This window comes from Rhodococcoides kyotonense, from assembly GCF_001645385.1.
GTDB lineage: Bacteria > Actinomycetota > Actinomycetes > Mycobacteriales > Mycobacteriaceae > Rhodococcoides > Rhodococcoides kyotonensis_B.
In genome coordinates, this window is record NZ_LVHI01000008.1 from 34,112 (window position 1) to 52,818 (window position 18,707).

The following is an 18,707-nucleotide window of genomic DNA, read 5'->3' on the forward strand; positions in this document are numbered from 1 at the left end:
GTGACCGGTGTCACCGCGTTCTTTCACAGTGCGCGGATCGGTGAAATCAGACAATGTGTCTGCGACACACTCTTAGGCTAAGTCCCATGTTCGCGGAAACACCTCGGTCCGACGCGCAACTGCAACGATGGTTGGACGCTCTGGCAGACATCGGAGAAGCCGTCGGCGGGGACGAGCCAGTGGCCGCCCTGCTCGAGCGCGTCGCGTTCACTGCATGTGACTTGCTCGGATACGACTTCTGCGCGGTATTCTTGCCCGAAGCCGGCGGGCGCGCGCTGACCATCGTCGGGTCGCACGGACTGTCTGCTGACTACATCGATCAGGTCAACGCCAACCGGCCTATCCTGCTCGACGTGCGGGGTGCGGACGAAGCGCCGACGAGCATTGCGTTCCGCACCGGCGAGGTCGTCGCGATCGAAGACATCGCGATCGAGGACATCGACGAGGCCCCGAGTATCGGGCCGTGGGGCGGCGTCGCCTACGAACAAGGGTACCGCGCGCTGATCTCTGTCCCGCTTCGACGAAGTGGGCGGGTAATCGGCGCCTTGAACGGGTACCACGCTAACCCGCACCGATTCGAGCAAGCCGAGGTCAGCCTGGTGAACGCGATGGCGACACAAGTGGCTGTCGCGCTGGGAACAGCGCAGCTGCGAGTGAGCGAACAGGACACGATCCACGAACTGCGGCGGGCAGAGGAAGTGCACGACCTCCTGACGGCAATAGCTCTACGCGGAGAAGGAACGTCGGGGGTCGCCTCCACACTGGCGGACCTGCTCGGCCGCGATGTCGCAATCGACGACGTCTACGGGATGCGCCTCAGCGGGAGCGAGACTGTCTCGACTGCCGATGTCTCAGATCTCGAACTTCGCGACGGCGGTGTAATGCGCGGGCCGGACGACACGACGGTTACCGGAGTTCTGCTCGACGGGCAGGTGGTCGCGTACATTCGTGTCGACACGAAGCGGACTGTGCTGTCCCACCTCGACATACGAGCCATAGAACACGCAGCGGTGGTGACCGCTCTCGAACTGTTGCGCGCTCGCACCGCAGCGGAAGTCGAACAGAGAATGCGTGGCTCTCTGCTGGCCGACCTGTTGAATTCCAACGGCCAAGTCATGGCCGAATTGCTCACCCGGGCACGCCGATTGGGGTGGGACCTGTCCGGCAACCATCACCTGATCGCCCTACGAGGTACCGAGCGGTCGCACCCGACGACCGACGAACTCCTCGCTGCGGCAGACCGCTTCGTGGCGCGCGAGTCGCCTCGGCCGCTGGCAGCGTCGTACCGCGGTGACTTCGTAATCGTCTGGCCGGAGTCAGCAGGCGACGTCGCGACGTTCGCGTCTCGGGTGCTCGCCTCCATCGCCGGAAGCGGTGGATCTCGCCGAGTACACGGGGGAGTAACCGCAGCCGAACCGTCGGAGCGGCTGCCCGCCCTGTTCCGCACCTTGCGCGGTGCGCTGGATCTGAGCGACGGCACCGGCGTCGTCGATCTTCGCGAGATCGACATAGACCACCTGTTACTGAAACTGGACGATTCGACGGCACTGTGCGCATTCGCGCGAGCCACCCTAGGGGCTGCGATCGACTACGACCATGAGCACGGCACCGACCTTCTGCGGACAGTACGTGTACTGCTGGATCAGGATCTGGACCGGCGAGCGGTGGCGACGGAACTGCACCTGCATCCCAACACAGTCGCGCAACGCGTCCGACGGTTCGAGAGTCTGACCGGAACGAAGCTCGGTCGCCCGCGAGATCTGTTGCGGATCACCTCGGCACTGACGGTGGCCCGTATTGCCGGACTGGCGTCACAGCTCTGATCATATTCTTAGTAGACCCACTGCTCGGACAGGAACTGCGGGGCGAGCGCGAGTACAGCTTGGGCTGCACGTGAAGGGGGAGTGCCTGCTCGCCAGGCGGCGGACAAAGTCCACAGGAGATCGGAGCCAGTGAGCGCGACCGAGGTCAGACGCAAATGGGAGGACCGTGTCAGATCGGGCACGATGGCGGTTCCCAACCCGGCAGCCACGAAATCCGGGATCGTCGTCAGGTCCGCGACCTGCACTGCGATATTGCGTACCTGTCCAAGTCGTCGAAACTCGTCATCGACCAGCGTGCGGATACCGAAGCCCCTCGGCATTTCCACAAAAGGGTCCGACGCGATATCCGACAGGCGCACGGACGCACGATCACTCAGCGGATGGCCGGGAGAAAGAAGCACTCTCAGCGGCAACGTCCGTAGCGGACGTGACTCGACTCCGACGAAGTCCGAGGGGCGGACGATGCTGACGAAACCCACGTCGAGCGTCGCGTCCCGAATCTTGTCGAGCAAACCGGACGATCCGCTCGGTGAGGTCTCGAGGTAGAAGTTCACGTGCGGATGCAGCTGTGAGAATTGCCGGGCGAGTCCCGGTGTGTCGAGCGCCGTCATGCCGCTGAGGGTGCCGACACGTAAGGCGCCGCGAAGTCCGGTGTCGGTTTCGCGGACGACGGCGCGCGCACGGTCGAGCACGACGAGCGCCGCCTTGGCTTCGGGAAGAAAGGCCCGCCCGGCTTCGGTCAACCGCACTTGCTTGCCGGTGCGGTCCAGGAGTTGCGTTGCCAGGTCCTTCTCCAACGCACGGACACTGGCAGACACGGTAGATTGAACGACGGACATCCTCCCGGCGGCGCGAGTGAAGTTGAGTTCTTCGGCCACGCCGACGAAGTATTCAAGTTGTCGTTCATCCACAATAGCTACGATCGCATTTTTCGATCGTGTTATCCATAAAACGGCAGGATCACGCCGTCACCGTCGAGTCGCCCACGTCGCCCACCGTCAACGCAGCCGCGATTTCCATCGCGTGGTCGGGTCGAGACAGATCCATCCCGGTGAGAGATTGGATCCGCCGGAGCCGTTGCCCGATCGTATTGGGATGAACGTGCAGCGTGCGCGCGGTGTCGGCGACGGCCAGCCCGCACGCAAAGAACGATCGCAGCGTGCGCAGCAGGTCGGTCTTTCTCGCGGCATCGTAGGACCGAACCGGGCCGAGAGTGCGGTCGGCGAAGGCCAGAAGCTGTTCGGCGTCGTCGAGCTGGAGCAGCAGCCCCATCAAACCGAGATCCGCGAGCGCTACGGTCACGTCCGACCTCCCCATCAGCGCCAGCATGCTCAACGCGCCGGTGGCGGAACGGTGCAGACGCGCGTACCCGTCCAGCGCGACGCTGTGTCCGGCGTTTACGGCCGTCGCGGCCGCCCCCGATCCGCGCGGTGCGACGAAGTTCCGAATCTTTTCGGCAGTCGCGGCGACCGCGACCGCGGACTGTCCGATGTTCGGTACCAGAACCACGATACGGTCGCGATGAAGCGCGGTTAGAGGTCGCGGGGAGACCGTCTCGGCCCATGCATGTACGCGCCTGACAGCCTGCTGCAATCTCTCGTCGGTGTGCGCTGAGTCCGACTTGTTCAGCGCCACCACCACCATGAAATGAGCAAGCGTCAAATCGTGCCCGAGCCGCGCGGCGCGTTCGACGACGGTCTGGGCGGCGTCCCCGACGCCGCCGAGCACATCATTGACCAGATCGCCGTGCAATCGCCACTGCACCTCGTCGGCTGTCCGGCTCCGCAGGACCTCCAGTGAGGTCACCAATGCGGCATGTTCGACGGCACGTTCGTCGACCGATGACAACGCGGTTCTGCCGGGGGAAATCCACATTCTTGCCACTTCGGACTCGGCGAGACGTACTGAATGGCAGCTGAACTCGTGCTGCAGGTCCTCCCCGCTCGCGTAGGCTGCACGCGCCCGATCGTCGGGAAAGGCAGCGGTCCTGCTCGACTGACCGATGACGCCCCCGTTCAAGTCCTCGATCAGGACGGCACGCGAGATCAGGATCGACAGCGCAGTCGCGATACCCGGGACACCACCGCCGCGCAGCGCGATCTCGGTGAGCCTGCGGTGGATGTCCTCCGACTTCTCGAGTAGATCGCGCTGCTGGTGGAGCTCCTTATTGAGGCCGACGAGTTCCTGCATGCGCGCTGCCTCTTCCGACCTCAAGCGTGAGGTGGTCAGCGCGATCGCAGCGTGGTCCGCCAGCATGGTCAGCAGCTCGATCTCGTGCGGGGCGAAATCGTGGACCGAGCGGCGGTAGCAATTGAGCGTCCCGATCGCCACGTCCTCCGACTCCATCAGGGGCACCGAGATCATCGAGCGGTAGCCCTGCTCCTTCGCGACGCCTCCCCATGGCGCGAACTGCGGTTCGGCCTCGATATCGGCGATGGCCACCGGCAGCCCGGTCCGAAATGCGGTGCTCGAGGGCGCCTCGACGGACGGAGGTTGGTCCAGTCGAACGGGGCGATGCGCGTTGACCTGCGCGATGTAGCCCGCTGACAGTCCGCTAGCCCCTTCGATCGTCAACGTCCGGTGGGCGGAATCCGGAATCAGAACACCACAGAATTCGTAGTCCATCAGCGCCGCTGCGGTCTGCGCGATCAGATCCAAGACTTTGGGCACCGGCTGTCCGGTGGCCACCGTTTTCGTGATCGTGCGAACGCTCGTGAGCCAACGACGAACCTCCGGCAACTCGTAAGCAGACGACGAGTCCGACCTGTGCGCAGATGTCCCCGAACCCTTGACCATCGCTTTGGCACCTCGTTTTGTCTGAATCGACATTGTCAAGCAATAACTATGTCTGTCACCACATAGTAACTGTGTGACCTGAATCGCAGAATGTTTTACAAGTCATTGACTTCAAACGACACCGCGCAGACGAAACGAGACCCCATGACCGAGTACTCGATGTACATCGACGGCAAGGACATCCAAGCCGACAGCGGACGGCACCTGACGATCGTGAATCCGGCGACAGGATCTCCGATCGCAAAGGTGCCCGACGGTGTCGGCGTCGATGTCGACCGGGCGGTAGCGGCGGCACGCTCGGCGTTCGAAACCGGGCCGTGGCCGAGGATGAGTCGCACCGACCGCGCGAAGGCTCTGTTACGTGCCGCGGATGCACTCGAGGCGGCAAGTGACACTCTCTACACTCTCGAAACTCGGAACAACGGCAGGCCGATCACCGAGACACGTGCGCAGTTGTCGCGTGTGCCGGAGTGGTTTCGCTACAACGCAGGCCTTCTCGCCGCCCAGCGCGACGCAGTGCTACCCAGCGACGGGCCGTACTTGACCTACCAGCGACGTAGCCCGTTGGGTGTGTGCGGCATCATCACTCCGTTCAATCACCCGGCCCTCATCCTCGCGCGAAGCCTCTCCGCGGCACTGGCAACCGGAAACACGGTCGTGGTCTAGCCCTCCGAACTGACGCCGTTGACGACGCTGGCGATCGCACGCATCGTCACGGACGCCGGCATCCCGCAGGGAGTCGTCAACGTGGTGACCGGAGGTAGAGACGCAGGAATCCGGCTGACAGAGCACGAAGACGTCGCGAAGATAACTCTTACCGGTGGTACTGAAGCCGGTCGCTCCGCTGCCGTCGCGACCGCGGGGCGCTTTGCCCGCATCACAGCCGAACTCGGTGGCAAAACTCCTGTCATCGTGTTCGACGACTACGACCCGACAGCCGCGGCCGAGGGCGCAGCGTTCGCAGCCTTCGTCGCCTCTGGCCAATCCTGCGTGGCCGGCGCGCGATTCCTTGTGCAGCGCAGTCGTCACGACGAATTCGTCGCAGCGCTGGTCTCGCGGGCCGAGCGGATCCGCCTCGGCGATCCGGCTGAACCGTCCACCCAGATGGGTCCGATGATCAGTGACCGTCAGCGCCGAAAAGTCCTCGAGTACATCGCCATCGGTACCGGTGAGGGTGCGCGTCTGGCGGCAGGCGGCGGCGTCCCGAGCATGTCCGACGATCTGAAGGAGGGGTTCTACGTGCGCCCGACAGTGCTGGCCGATGTCAACAACTCGATGCGCGTCGCGCAGGAGGAGATTTTCGGCCCGGTCGCCGTCGTCGTGCCCTTCGATAGCGAAGAAGAAGCAATCGAGATGGCCAACGACAACCGATTCGGCCTCGGGGCCGGCGTGTGGACCCGTGACATCGGCAGGGCACATCGCGTCGCCGATGCGATCGAGTCCGGCATGGTGTGGATCAACGACCACCACCGCCTCGAACCGTCGCTGCCCTGGGGTGGGGTCAAGGAATCGGGTGCCGGAAAAGACGCAGGAACGGAGTCTTTCGACGATTTCACGTCGATCAAGACTGTCGTGACGCGTATCGCTAGCGACAACGTCGACTGGTACGGATCCGATACACCCGGCCGCCTTAACTGAGAGAGGTCGACGACCCTCCCTTCACAGAAGGACACACAATGGCATCGAATATCGATAGGCCGGCCGGACCGGGCTGGCGCAAAGAAATAACGAAAGTCCAGTGGTTGGTTCTGTTCGGAACCACAATGGGTTGGGCGCTCGATGGTTTCGCGGGAAGCTTGTACGCCTTGGTGCTCGGTCCGGCAATGACCGAGCTGCTACCGAACTCCGGAATCAGCGTCAATTCTGCGCATATCGGTTTGTACGGCGGCACGACCGTGGCGTTGTTCCTCGCAGGCTGGGCCACCGGCGGAATCCTGTTCGGCGTGTTGGCCGACTATTTCGGACGAGTCCGTGTGCTTTCGATCGGGATTCTGACCTATGCACTGTTCACCGCACTCGCGGCCTTCGCGGACACCTGGTGGCAACTCGGGATTCTGCGTTTCATAGCCGGTCTCGGCTCGGGTGTCGAGGCACCCGTCGGTGCGGCACTGGTCGCCGAGGTCTGGAAGAACAGGTACCGCGCTCGTGCTGGCGGTGTGATGATGTCGGGCTATGCGGGCGGATTCTTCATCGCAGCTCTCGCCTACAGCATGCTGAGCAGCCAAGGCTGGCGGTTCATGCTCGTCCTCGCCGTCGTCCCCGCATTCCTGGTGTGGTTCCTGAGGCGTTACGTCCCAGAGCCGGAGGAGATCAAGACTGTGATCGCCACCCGAAAGGCTCGGAAGAACAACTCGATTCAGCGTCCAGAAGACCAGTTCGTACTGCGGCGGTTACTCTCGCCACCGAACCTGCGCGCAACGTTGATATGCACCGCGCTAGCCACCGGGTCGCTCCTCGCCTTCTGGAGCGTGTCGACCTGGTACCCCCAGATAATCCGGGACATGTCCTCGGCGGACTCATTGTCTGCAGATATCGCCAATCATCGCGTCGCGATCTCGTCGATGCTGTTCAATGCCGGCGGCATCATCGGGTACGCCAGTTGGGGTTTCCTCGCCGACGCTATCGGTCGCCGCAAAGCCTTCCTCGTCAGTTTCGTGGTGTCGGGTCTCAGTATCGTTTACCTATTCCCGTTCGAGCACTCCTACACGACATACCTATTCGTCATACCCATTGTCGGTTTCGGACTTTTCGGCGCTTTGTCCGGCAACTTCGTCTACGGTCCGGAGATGTTCTCGCCGAGCATGCGGGCCAGCGGAATTGCGCTCGCCAACAGCATCGGCCGCTACATCACGGCAGCCGGCCCGCTCGTCGCGGGAGTCATTGCCACCTCGTGGTTCGGAGGCAACCTCGGGATCGCGACGGCAGTGCTCGCCTCGACGGGAATCATCGCGATCATCGGGCTGTACTTCGCTCCTGAAACTCGTGACGCAGCACTGCCTTCCGAAACGCTTCATACAGAACACCCCGCAACGACAACCGTGGAAGGAAAACCGGCATGAGCATTTACGCTGGATCGAAAGCAGTGGTCGTCGGAGGGTCGATCGGCGGCCTGACCGCGGCGCTACTCCTGAAAGATCTCGGTTTCGAGGTCGACGTGTTCGAGCGGACCCCATCCGATCTCGACGGACGCGGAGGCGGAATCGTTCTCCAACCGGACACCCTCCGCTGGTTCCGTGAACGTAGCGCGCAAAGGCCGGAGGATGTCAGCACCACCACGGATTGGGTGCAGTACATCGGCAAGGACAACGACGTGCTCGATCGTGACGAACGGTCGTGGTCACATACATCGTGGGGCACCTTCTACCGCGCGTTGCTCGCCGACTTCGGGCGCGAGCACTACCACCTCGGCGAGTTCGCCTGCGGGTTCGACCAGGACGACGATTCGGTGACAGTGAGGTTTGTCAGCGGCCGCCGCGAGAAGGCCGACCTACTCGTCATCGCAGACGGCGTGACCTCCGCGAACCGGACGCGGATCGACCCAGACGTGGAATTGATCTACTCCGGTTACATCGGCTGGCGCGGCACCGTCGACGAAGCCCTGCTGACCGCCGAGACCGCCGAGTTGCTGCGTAATTCGATCACGTACAACATCGTGCCGAACTCGCAGATCACGATGTATCCCATTCCGAGCGAGCGCGGTACTGCCGTCGGAGACAGATTGATGAATTACGTCTGGTACCGAAACGTCGCGGAAGGACCGGACCTCGACGAGATGCTGACCGACAAACGCGGATTTCAGGGCAAGGTGTCCGTTCACCCCCATCAGGTCCAGGACCGCTACGTCGACGAGATGCGCGACGCTGCATCGCGAATGCTCGCACCCGCTGCAGCGGAAGTCGTCACCTCAACCGAGGCACCGTTCATCCAGGTCGTCTGGGATTCGAGAGCGTCGAAGATGGCGGATGGCCGGGTCGCTCTCATCGGAGACGCAGCCTGCGGCGCAAGGCCACATGCGGCGGCGGGAACGGCCAAAGCGGCGGCCGACGCGTGGGCGCTGAGCGAGGCGCTGACCGCAGCGGCGGGCAACGTCGCGGAGGCTCTCGAGAAATGGGAGCCCGGCCAGCTCGAGTTGAGCAGCAACCTGTTGGCGAGGGTGAAGGCCATGGGTGAGCGATCGCAGTTCACCAACACCTGGACCCCAGGAGATCCAGATCTTCGATTCGGGCTGTACGGGCCCGGCCGGTAAGAACACACGAAAGGAATTGGCATGACCAAGAACGGCTTTCTGAGTGATCTTCCCTTGGCGGGAACCCTCGTCGGTGAGAACTTCGAGGGATGGTCCGACGAGTTGCGTGCTGAATTCGACACTCACGCTTTCGACGGCGAGGTGGGCTCGCGGTTACTGAGCGCGAACGACCGGGTTCGGGTCTGGGAGATCCGCCTGGCGCCAGGTGAGCGCTGGCATGCGCACCGGCACGTGCTGGACTACTTCTGGACGGCAGTCAACGCCGGCACCAGCAGACAGCACACCTTCGACGGAACGACACGCGACGTCTCCTACTCGGCCGGCGAGACACGCCACTTCCATTTCGCAGCAGGCGAATACCTATTGCACGACATCGAAAACATCGGCGACGGTGAACTGGTGTTCACCACCGTCGAGCATCTCGACTCCGACAACTCGCCACTGGAGGTTTCGTCGTGAGTTCGGATTTGGTCGACGTCCACGCCCATTGGTTGCCGACGGATCTTTTCGGGCTTCCACCGAACTCGCCGTTCGGCGCCATGCACGATCGCGACGGTGAACTGTTCCTCGGCGACGTGCCTCTGTCGATCCGGACGGAAGCCATGTCCGACGTGGATGCGATCGTCGCCGACATGGATGCATCGGGCATCGCTGTGCGGGCGCTGTCCCCGCCTCCGTTCGCTTTCGCGGTCGACGCCGAGGAGCCCGCCGGTGAGTACACCGATTCGTTCAATGATGCTCTCGCCCATATCGTCTCGGACTCGAATGGGCGAATCGTAGGCCTCGGCTCCATCCGGTTGGACGACGCCGAAGCAGCCGAGCAACAGATACGCGCTCTGGCAGCGCAGAACGTACTCGCCGGGATTGCCATACCCCCGGTACTGCGCGGTGCCTCCCTCGACACGGGCGTACTACGCGCAGTGTTGCAGTCGGCGTCGACACATCGGATGGCGGTGCTGGTACATCCGATGCAGCTACCCAGGCCGGAATGGGCGCGGTACTACCTGGCGAACCTTGTCGGCAATCCGGTTGAAACTGCGACAGCAGTCGCGTCGAGCATTCTCGGCGGCGTACTCGAGGAACTACCCGAACTGCGCCTGTGCTTCGTACACGGAGGCGGCTGCGCCCCAGACCTTCTGGGTCGTTGGCAGCATGCGTGGGAGGCGCGCGCCGACGTCCGGTCGGTTAGCGCTACTTCTCCCCGGGAACTGTTTCGCGCACCGTATTTCGATACCGTCACCCACGACCACGCGGCACTGGATCTCCTTCGGACACACGCGGGCGACAATCGAGTCGTGTGCGGCACCGATTACCCGTTCGACATGGCGGAGTTCGACGTCGCAGGCTTCATCGGGCGCTCGGGCCTCGATCGCTCGACGATCGCCGAGAACGGACGGGCTTTCCTCGCCGCGAAGGTGCCCGCGGATATCGCGTCGTGAGCGCGTGATTCGAGTCGAACACGGTTCCTCAGGATACCGGCTACCGGTACTACGCGGCGGCGGGAAACCTGCCCCGCAGCTGGGTGCCAGCAGCGGCGAAATTCGACCTTCCGCGGACGAGAGTCATCTATACACAGCCCGCAGGGAACGATTTTTCGGACACCCGCTTTGCGGCCCGAGGGACAAGGACATTGACATGACCGATCTGTTCATCGATCCGACCGAGGCGGTGGCGTCGTGAGCGCACTGTTCGAACCGATCACGCTCCGCGAGTTGACTGTTTCGAATCGAATCTGGATGTCGCCGATGATGCAATACGCGGCGGAACCCTCGGGACCCGCGACGGGAGCGGCCACGGACTGGCACTTCCAGCATTTTGCTGCTCGCGCCATCGGGGGAGTCGGACTGGCAATGGTCGAAGCGACTGCGGTCGCACCGGACGGCCGGGCAAGCGAGTTCGATCTCGGGTTGTGGAACGGTGTACAGGCTCGCTCTCATCGCCGTACTATCGACTTCCTGCACGCGCAGGGAGCTGCTGCGGGGATTCAGCTGGTCCATGCAGGTCGCAAAGGGTCGACGGGTCGCCCGTGGGGCGACGGTTCGCATGTGGAACAGCAGTGGGGCACCGTGGCTCCCAGTCCGGTTGCATTCGGCGACATGCCAATTCCGTCCGAGCTCTCGGTCGATGAGATCGCGGAAATCGTGGCGGCGTTCGCGTCGAGCGCTGGCCATGCGCGGGACGCCGGATTCGACGTTCTGGAATTGCATGGAGCCCACGGGTACCTGATCCACCAGTTCCTGTCACCGGCCACCAACCATCGCACGGACAGTTACGGAGGGTCGTTGCCGAACCGAATGCGGTTCGCCCTCGAAGTCGTCGACGCGGTCCGATCGAAATGGCCAGCGGAGCGTCCGTTGTTCTTTCGCGTCTCGGCCACCGATTGGTTGAGCGGAGACACCGACGATTCACGCCCAGGCTGGACGGTGGACGACACCGTTGCCCTTGTCGAGGCGCTGTCGACTCGCGGCGTCGACCTCGTCGACGTCTCCACCGGTGGAATCGTCCCGGACGCACGGATCCCCGTTGGGCCGGGCTATCAGACCCGATTCTCCGCCGAGGTGCGACGCAGAACAGCGTTGCCGACGGCCACCGTCGGTCTGATCACCGAACCGACCCAAGCTGAATCGATCATCGAGTCCGGTGACGCCGACGCGGTGTTCCTCGCGCGCGAGCTGCTTCGTGATCCGTACTGGGCACACCGCGCCGCACTCGAGTTGGGCGCGCCACTGCGCTATCCACCCAATTACGCGCGTGCGTTCTCGCGCAGACGTGTGGCTGCGACCGCTCGCAGCTGAAGACGAGGACCGTTCGTGCCTTGGGTGCGGGCTCGTAGGAATAGGAAAGCTGACATGCAGATGTCCGACCATGCGGTGAGGGTTTACGGCCGCAGTCATTCTCGACACGCTTTCGAAGTGCGAGACTTTCTCAGCCGCAGCGTCGTGCACTTCACGTGGATCCCGATCGACAGCGACGCTGCCTGCGTCTCCGCATTCGGCCGTCCCATGGAGGACGTCGAGTTTCCCGTCGTCGCGCTACCCGGCGCCGAGAACATGTACGGACCGTCGCTCACCGAGATCGCCAACCGTCTGGGTTGGGTCAAACAGCCGAGTCGGAAAGAATATGACGTCTCTATATTCGGAGCGGGACCGGCGGGCCTGTCGGCCGCGGTGTACGCGGCATCGGAGGGACTGAGCGTGGTCCTGCTCGAACGCGAGGCCGTGGGCGGGCAAGCCGGTTACAGCAGTCTTATCGAGAACTACCTCGGATTTCCCGGTGGCGTCTCGGGTGGCGAGTTGGCGGAACGGGCACGGCAACAAGCAGTCTCGTTCGGTGCGGAGCTGCTGCTCATGCGTGGCGGTGGCATCGGAGCCGAGTTCCGTGACGGGCGCATTCATGCTCAGCTCACCGACGGAACGACGATGGTCGCACGATCCAACATCTGCGCGACGGGCGTGAACTGGCGCAGGCTCGGCCTCGCCAGAGAGGGCGAGTTCATGGGCCGCGGCCTCTTCTACGGCGCAGGAACCAGTGAGGCTCCGAACTGCGCCGACCAAGAGGTGTTCGTCGTCGGAGGCGGCAACTCCGCGGGCCAAGCGGTGATGAACCTATCCGCCCATGCCCGGCACGTCACCATGCTCGTGCGGGGCCGACGGTTGGCCGATACGTTGTCGGACTATCTGGAGCAACGCATCCGAGTGCAACCGAACGTCGACATCCGCTTGTGTTCGCAGGTGTCCGCGCTCGACGGTTCCGACGGGTTACAGTCCATTCGAATCGTCGATTCGACCACCGGGCGCGTCGAATCGGCCGATACGGGACACCTGTTCGTGTGCATCGGGGGACAGCCGGATACGCACTGGGCCGAGGGCACAGGCATCGTGCGAGACTCGGCGGGTTTCCTCGTCACCGGACCCGACCTCGACGGCAACAACTCGAACTGGCCCCTCGATCGGCCGCCGTTCTACCTCGAGACGTCGGTGCCCGGCGCTTTCGCGGCAGGCGACGTGCGTCGAAATTCGGTCAAGCGTGTCGCATCGGCGGTAGGAGAAGGGGCGATGGCGGTGACCTTCGCGCACCGCTTCCTCGCCGAGCAGAGCGACTCGGTACCTGCTAGCAGGTAGTAGTGAGTTCACGGAAGCGTCAATGCCAATCACATCGCAATCTGTGAGGCTGAATCTTGTGACCCAGCAACCAGTTTTGTCCCCGCTGACCACCGCCGCGATCTTTCTCGTCGTCACCATCGACGACGGCGGTGAAGACACAGTACGAGACCTTCTCGCCGACATTCAAGGTGTGCAACGTTCGGTCGGGTTCCGGGTACCAGAGGGGAAGCTGGCGTGCGTGGTGGGGATCGGTTCGACAGCGTGGGACAGGCTGTTCGACGGCCCACGTCCTGCCGGACTGCACCCGTTCGTTCCGGTCCGCGGTGAAAAGCACAGTGCGCCCGCAACACCGGGTGATCTGCTGTTCCATTTTCGCGCACAGCAAGCCGATTTGGTCTTCGAGATGGCGACTCGAATAATGAGGGCGCTCGATGGTTCCGTCACCGTCGTCGACGAAGTGCACGGGTTCAAGTACTTCGAGATGCGCGATCTGATGGGGTTCGTCGATGGCACCGAAAATCCGACGGGCGACGACGCAGCCGAGGCCGTGACGGTCGGCGACGAAGACGCGGAGTTTCTCGGAGGCAGCTATGTCGTCGTACAGAAGTACTTGCACGACATGGATTCATGGAATTCACTGTCTACTGAAGCGCAGGAGAAGGTCATCGGGCGGAGCAAGCTCGACGACATCGAGATGGCCGACCACGTCAAACCGTCGAACTCGCACATAGCGCTCAACGTCATCGAGGACGACGACGGCAATCAGTTGCAGATCCTGCGCGACAACATGCCTTTCGGGACCATCGGGACGAAGGAATTCGGTACCTATTTCATCGGCTATTCCGCGACGCCGACCGTGATCGAGAGAATGCTGCGCAACATGTTCGTCGGGAATCCCATCGGCAACCACGATCGCATTCTCGACTTCTCCACCGCCGTGACAGGCTCGCTGTTCTTCGTCCCCACCGTGGATTTCCTCGAGAATGCGCCCACCAACCCACAAGCACCGAAATCGTCGGAGCGGGAAACTGTATCGGACGGTTCACTCGGAATCGGTAGTCTCGCAAAAATTGTCGGAAAGAAAGTAACTGTCCTATGAGTAATCTGCATCGCGAACTGGCACCCATCTCGGTATCGGCGTGGGCCGAGATCGACGAGGAAGCCAGGCGCACGTTCGAGCGCAACGTCGCGGGTCGGCGCGTGGTCGACGTCGAAGGCCCTGCGGGGCCCACGCTCGCAGCGGTGGGTACCGGACATCTACGGCGCATCGAACCGATCTTCGACGGCGTGTTCGTCCACGCGCGCGAGACGAAACCGATAGTGGAGTTGAGGGTGCCGTTCACGGTCAGCAGACAGGCCGTCGACGACGTCGAGCGCGGCGCGAGCGACTCGGACTGGCAGCCGGTGAAAGATGCTGCGACGCTGGCCGCATTCGCGGAGGATCGTGCGATCTTCGAGGGTTACGCCGCCGCGGACATCATCGGCTTGCGGGTCGCGACGGCCAACCTCGAACTCGAGCTTCCCGCCGACATTCGGGGGTATCCCGAAACCGTCAGCCGCGCAATCACGATGCTGCGTCTGACCGGAGTCAACGGCCCGTATTCACTGGTCCTCGGAGCCGATGCGTTCACTGCGATCAACGAGACCTCCGATCACGGCTACCCGATCAGCGAGCACCTTCGACGTGTGCTCGACGGCGACATCGTCTGGGCGCCTGCAGTTCCCGGTGCGTTCTTGCTGTCCACACGCGGCGGAGACTTTGCGTTGCACCTCGGGCAGGACCTGTCCATCGGTTACTCCTCCCACGACGCCGAGAAGATCGAGCTGTACTTCCAGGAGTCACTGACCTTCACCGCGTACACGAGCGAAGCCGTCGTGTCCCTCGGCGCGCCCTCTGGGAGGTGACGGAGGCCGGCCGGCTATGCGGACGGTCAAGGTGGTTCCGGAGTCCGGCGTGCTCCGCAACGTGAGTGTTCCTCCGACGGCGGCTACTCGGTCGCGTAGGCCGATCAAGCCGGAACCCGAAGTGAAGTCGGCTCCACCGCAACCGTCGTCGGAGACAATCAGGTCGAACACCGCGGTGGTTGATTCGGCCGAGATCGTCACCTCCGTCGCACCCGAGTACTTTGCGGCATTGGTCAAGGCCTCGGCGACGACGTAGTAGGCAGCAACTTCGATAGCGTCTGGCAAGCGTGCGGGAATGTCGGTGTTCAACGAGACTGGAATCGAACTCCGCCGAGCGAGAGTTTTCAACGCGTGTGCCAGGCCGCCACGGGTCAGGATCGCCGGGTGGATGCCGCGGGACAGTTCGCGTAGGTCTTCGTGTATTCGGGTGAGCGTTTCGATGCTTCCGTCAACGCGTTGTCGAAGCTCGGGCAGTTGTTCCGGTACAGCGGCCTGGACAGATCGCAGTTGCAGGCCGAGGGAGACGATATGTTGCTGTGCCCCGTCGTGCAGATCACGCTCGATTGTTCGGCGTGCGTGGTCACTTGCGGCTACCACTCGTGCCCGCGATCTAGTCAGTTCATGCCGAGTCTCCTGAGCCTGAAGTGCAGCAGTGAGAAGGGATTCGAGTGCCGGCACGATCCGGCGTACTCGCCTCGTGTCAGCAGCTTGTAGCCCTCGCGGTACGAGGAGCGCGCCGATCACAGTCGGACCGTCGGTAAGGGCGATTGCCTCCCGGTCGGCGTCGAGTGATGGCGCCGGTCCGAGCACGATGCACGTGTGCGGTCGTGGTAGATCGAGTTCGGAGGTGAGGCGCTCGCCGGCATCGTCGAGCATTTTCCTGATGTCGGAGGTCATGAGCATCGACCGCGCAAGCCGTGCGAGGAGGTCGGCTTCCTGTCTGCGTTGCTCGGATTCGACTGCACGTAGTCGTGATTGGCCGACGAGGACATTGGTGACCAGAGCGAGCACGGTGAAGACGAGCACCGCGGGGACGAGGCTGATGCTGTCCTCGGAAGCATGAATGTAGGCGTAGGCGGCAGCGCTGGCGACGGAGGTTGCAATCGAGATGCGAAAGCCCCACCCAGCCGAGACGATCAATACACCGAACATGAACACCGCACCGAACGAGTTCTCTGGCGCAATCTGCTTCAGTTGCAGGACCACTGTCACTTCGACGGCGATCAAACACAGCGAGAGAACAACACCCCAAGTTCCGGCGGGAGTGCTGGGTCGCAGCACCCTTCGAATGAGGCGTTCGTGGAATGGGACGGTCGTCACGACGATGCTCGTCTGATTTTCCGGGTAGCGGGAATGCCACCGATCTTGTCTTCTGACAGTCTCGATACCATGCTCTTCTCGGATTCTCGCTGCTTGATCGTCGACGACAGTGCTGCCTTCTGCGCTGCTGCGAAGACGGTGCTGTTCGAGGCCGGTGCCGCAGTCGTCGGGACGGCCGCGACGTCCGCGGACGCAGTGGTGGTTGCCAACACGATTTCGCCGCAACTGATTATCGTCGACATCGACTTGGGCGCAGAGAGTGGTTTCGACGTCGTAGAGATGCTGAGTACCGGTGACCGGGACCCGCAGCCGGCGATCGTGTTGGTATCCACGCATGATGAGACAGACTTCATGGATTTGATCGATGTGAGTTCGGCAGTCGGGTTTCTTCCGAAGTTCGAGTTGTCCGCGACGTCGCTTCTGCAGCTCATGAACTCACCGAGTCGAGATACATGATCACGGCGCGGACACGTCGGTGGTCGTCGGGTGCGTCGGGCAGATTCAGTTTCGTGAGAATGCTCCGAACATGCTTCTCGACGGTTCCCTCGGTGATCCACAATCGGCGCCCGATTCCGGAGTTCGACAGTCCTTCGGCCATGAGAGCGAGTACGTCGCGTTCGCGTGCGCTCAAGGCATCGAGTGGATTGTTCTTCTTGTTCGCCGACAGTAGTTCGTAGACCAGCGCCGGGTCGATGACCGAGGCTCCGCCGGCGACTCGATCGATGGCATGGAGGAAATCCTCGAGGTCGGTGACCCTGCTCTTGAGCAGGTATCCGGTCGACTTGCCGCCTTCGAGTATTTCGAGCGCGTGGTCGATTTCGACGTGCGCGGACAGTAGTAGTACTGCCACGTCGGGATGTTCCGACCGAATTCGTGCCGCGGCGTCGAGTCCTTCGGCGGTGTACGTCGGTGGCATTCGGATGTCGATGACGGCGAGCCGTGGCTGAGTTGTCTCGACTTCGCTGAGTAACTCGATCGGATCGCCAGCTTGAGCGACAACGTCGTGCCCTGCGTGTCTGAGCACGCTGACGACACCTTCGCGCAGCAGCACATCGTCGTCGGCGACGACCACGCGTACACCGGTCATGAGTTTCCTTCCACGAGTTCAGCTGGTGAAAGCGTCTCGGACGAACGCACCGCCGGCATCAGTCGTCTGACTCGAACCAGACGGATGAACCGGCAAAAGGGCCCGAAGGCGTGCTGTCGGAACTCACAGCGTGGCGTGGGACGCGGTGTCGGTTCCGAGATTCGACCGTCAGCAGGACGAAGGCGAACGTTGCCAGTAGAGCGACGACTGCAGCGAAGACGATGCCCGCCGTGATCAGACCCGACTGCGTCGCCAATGCTCCTGCGCCGATGACCGGTAGCGAGAGGGCGATGTAGACCACGACGAAGAACGCCGAGGTCACATCGGCCCGGCCGTGCTGGGGCAGCTCGCTGGTGATGCTTGCGATGCCGCTCTTGAAAATGAATCCTTGACCGGTGCCGCAGACGATCGCTGCGGCCAGTAGGAGGGTAAGCGAGCTCACCCAGAGCGACAGCGCCAGAACGGCAACGCCGACAACCAGGACGACGCAACCGCGGCGCTGCGCGGTGAGGTGGTTTCGGCCGCGCAACACGCCCTGGGCGAGCGCCGAGGATGCGAAAACGACGAAGACCACCGCTCCGGTGACTGCGTGGTTGGAGATGCCGAGCACACCTGCGACGAAGCCAGGGGAGATCGCGCTGAAGAGCCCCATGACCGCAAAGCCGGCGAATCCGGCGACCGACGCGCGGATGAAATCGCTGCGCACCGCCGACGGCACGGACAGCCACTGCAGGCGTGGCCGGACACCCGGTGCAACCACCACCGTCTCGGGCGCACGATAGACGACAAGTGCCGCTATCACGAGCAGCAGTGCGTGCACGACGTATGTCACCTGGGTCGGGTCTGGAAGATATTGCACGAGAACACCTGCCATCAACGGGCCGAGTCCGAGGCCACCGATGTTCGCTGCGGTGGCCACTGCCGGAGCAGCACTTCGCCACTTCTCCGGCGCCATTTCGAGCAAGGTTACGGTAGCGGTCCCGACAAAGGCCCCAGCCGATATCCCGGAGAGCACCCGGCCGATCAACAGTGTCGTCAGGGAATCGGCGAACACGAAAACAACCGCGCTGAGGATACCCATGATGATCGCGGCGATCAGCATCGGACGCCGGCCGACAGCGTCCGACCATCGTCCGAACGCCAGGAGCGCTCCGAGAACGCCGAGGGCATACATGGCGAATATCACCGTGATGATTAATTCCGAGAAGCCGAATTGCGCTTCGTAGAGCGAGTACTCCGGCGCAGGCATGGTTGTCCCCATCATGACTACGATGAAGGCGTAAGCGACCCCGACGAACGCCGTCGCCGACGATAACGGCTGACGTCCACGCCGGGGTCGATCGTGTTCTGCGCCTGCGAGTTCGGTCATCGTATGTCCCCTGTCATCGGCCGTCGGAGGACGGTCGAACGTAGTATCGGCGGGTGGG

15 protein-coding genes and 1 pseudogene are annotated in these 18,707 nt (G+C 62.9%); 11 read left to right on the top strand and 5 right to left on the bottom strand.

Going from position 1 to position 18,707, the window contains the following annotated elements; all coding sequences use genetic code 11:
* Positions 1-86 precede the first annotated feature (86 nt).
* Positions 87-1,823, top strand: coding sequence for a helix-turn-helix domain-containing protein (locus A3K89_RS06240; RefSeq protein ID WP_068423368.1), 1,737 nt, complete (start codon positions 87-89; stop codon positions 1,821-1,823).
* 8 nt (positions 1,824-1,831) lie between these two features.
* Here A3K89_RS06240 and A3K89_RS06245 read toward each other — a convergent pair whose 3' ends face one another.
* Both A3K89_RS06245 and A3K89_RS06250 read right to left on the bottom strand, forming a co-directional pair.
* Positions 1,832-2,734 carry a LysR family transcriptional regulator gene (locus tag A3K89_RS06245; protein WP_068423369.1) on the bottom strand — a complete coding sequence of 301 codons (903 nt, stop codon included), beginning with the start codon at positions 2,732-2,734 and terminating at the stop codon, positions 1,832-1,834.
* Between the two features lie 49 nt (positions 2,735-2,783).
* The gene (locus A3K89_RS06250) at positions 2,784-4,493 is read right to left on the bottom strand and encodes a helix-turn-helix domain-containing protein (RefSeq protein ID WP_167674242.1); all 1,710 of its coding nucleotides are present in this window, start codon (positions 4,491-4,493) and stop codon (positions 2,784-2,786) included.
* Between the two features lie 285 nt (positions 4,494-4,778).
* Here A3K89_RS06250 and A3K89_RS06255 point away from each other — a divergent pair.
* The 9 genes and pseudogenes from A3K89_RS06255 to A3K89_RS06295 all read left to right on the top strand — a co-directional run bounded on the left by A3K89_RS06255 (position 4,779) and on the right by A3K89_RS06295 (position 14,873).
* A pseudogene (locus A3K89_RS06255) lies at positions 4,779-6,257 on the top strand (aldehyde dehydrogenase).
* Positions 6,258-6,295: 38 nt separating this feature from the next.
* A complete protein-coding gene (locus A3K89_RS06260) occupies positions 6,296-7,678 on the top strand; it encodes an MFS transporter (RefSeq protein ID WP_084423622.1) in 1,383 nt (460 codons plus the stop codon).
* Positions 7,675-8,865 (top strand): FAD binding domain-containing protein, encoded by a 1,191-nt coding sequence (locus A3K89_RS06265; protein WP_068423372.1) that lies wholly within the window; start codon positions 7,675-7,677, stop codon positions 8,863-8,865. Before A3K89_RS06260 ends, A3K89_RS06265 begins: the two co-directional genes overlap by 4 nt.
* Positions 8,866-8,886: 21 nt before the next feature.
* Positions 8,887-9,324 (top strand): hypothetical protein, encoded by a 438-nt coding sequence (locus tag A3K89_RS06270; protein ID WP_068423373.1) that lies wholly within the window; start codon positions 8,887-8,889, stop codon positions 9,322-9,324.
* Complete coding sequence (locus A3K89_RS06275; RefSeq protein ID WP_068423374.1) at positions 9,321-10,304, top strand: amidohydrolase family protein; 984 nt, start codon at positions 9,321-9,323, stop codon at positions 10,302-10,304. Before A3K89_RS06270 ends, A3K89_RS06275 begins: the two co-directional genes overlap by 4 nt.
* A gap of 237 nt (positions 10,305-10,541) precedes the next feature.
* Entirely contained in the window at positions 10,542-11,660 is a 1,119-nt protein-coding gene (locus tag A3K89_RS06280; RefSeq protein ID WP_068423375.1) for an NADH:flavin oxidoreductase/NADH oxidase, read from the top strand.
* Positions 11,661-11,777: 117 nt separating this feature from the next.
* Positions 11,778-12,986, top strand: coding sequence for an NAD(P)/FAD-dependent oxidoreductase (locus tag A3K89_RS06285; RefSeq protein ID WP_254303453.1), 1,209 nt, complete (start codon positions 11,778-11,780; stop codon positions 12,984-12,986).
* A 22-nt stretch (positions 12,987-13,008) separates the two neighbouring features.
* Entirely contained in the window at positions 13,009-14,067 is a 1,059-nt protein-coding gene (locus A3K89_RS06290) for a Dyp-type peroxidase (protein WP_068423377.1), read from the top strand.
* Positions 14,064-14,873: a family 1 encapsulin nanocompartment shell protein gene (locus A3K89_RS06295; protein ID WP_068423378.1), complete on the top strand. Its 810-nt coding sequence runs from the start codon at positions 14,064-14,066 to the stop codon at positions 14,871-14,873. The genes A3K89_RS06290 and A3K89_RS06295 overlap by 4 nt, the downstream gene beginning before the upstream one ends.
* Here the strand turns inward: A3K89_RS06295 and A3K89_RS25325 are convergent.
* Positions 14,808-16,100, bottom strand: coding sequence for a sensor histidine kinase (locus tag A3K89_RS25325; RefSeq protein ID WP_254303454.1), 1,293 nt, complete (start codon positions 16,098-16,100; stop codon positions 14,808-14,810). The two genes, A3K89_RS06295 and A3K89_RS25325, sit on opposite strands and share 66 nt — an antisense overlap.
* Before the next feature lie 162 nt (positions 16,101-16,262).
* Between A3K89_RS25325 and A3K89_RS06305 the strand changes: the two genes are divergently transcribed.
* On the top strand, positions 16,263-16,649 hold the full coding sequence (locus A3K89_RS06305) for a response regulator (RefSeq protein ID WP_157105252.1): 387 nt from the start codon (positions 16,263-16,265) through the stop codon (positions 16,647-16,649).
* On the opposite strand, the gene A3K89_RS06310 is transcribed toward A3K89_RS06305, so the two are convergent.
* Complete coding sequence (locus tag A3K89_RS06310; protein ID WP_068423379.1) at positions 16,621-17,280, bottom strand: response regulator; 660 nt, start codon at positions 17,278-17,280, stop codon at positions 16,621-16,623. The two genes, A3K89_RS06305 and A3K89_RS06310, sit on opposite strands and share 29 nt — an antisense overlap.
* Before the next feature lie 58 nt (positions 17,281-17,338).
* Positions 17,339-18,649 carry an MFS transporter gene (locus tag A3K89_RS06315; protein ID WP_068423380.1) on the bottom strand — a complete coding sequence of 437 codons (1,311 nt, stop codon included), beginning with the start codon at positions 18,647-18,649 and terminating at the stop codon, positions 17,339-17,341.
* Positions 18,650-18,707 lie beyond the last annotated feature (58 nt).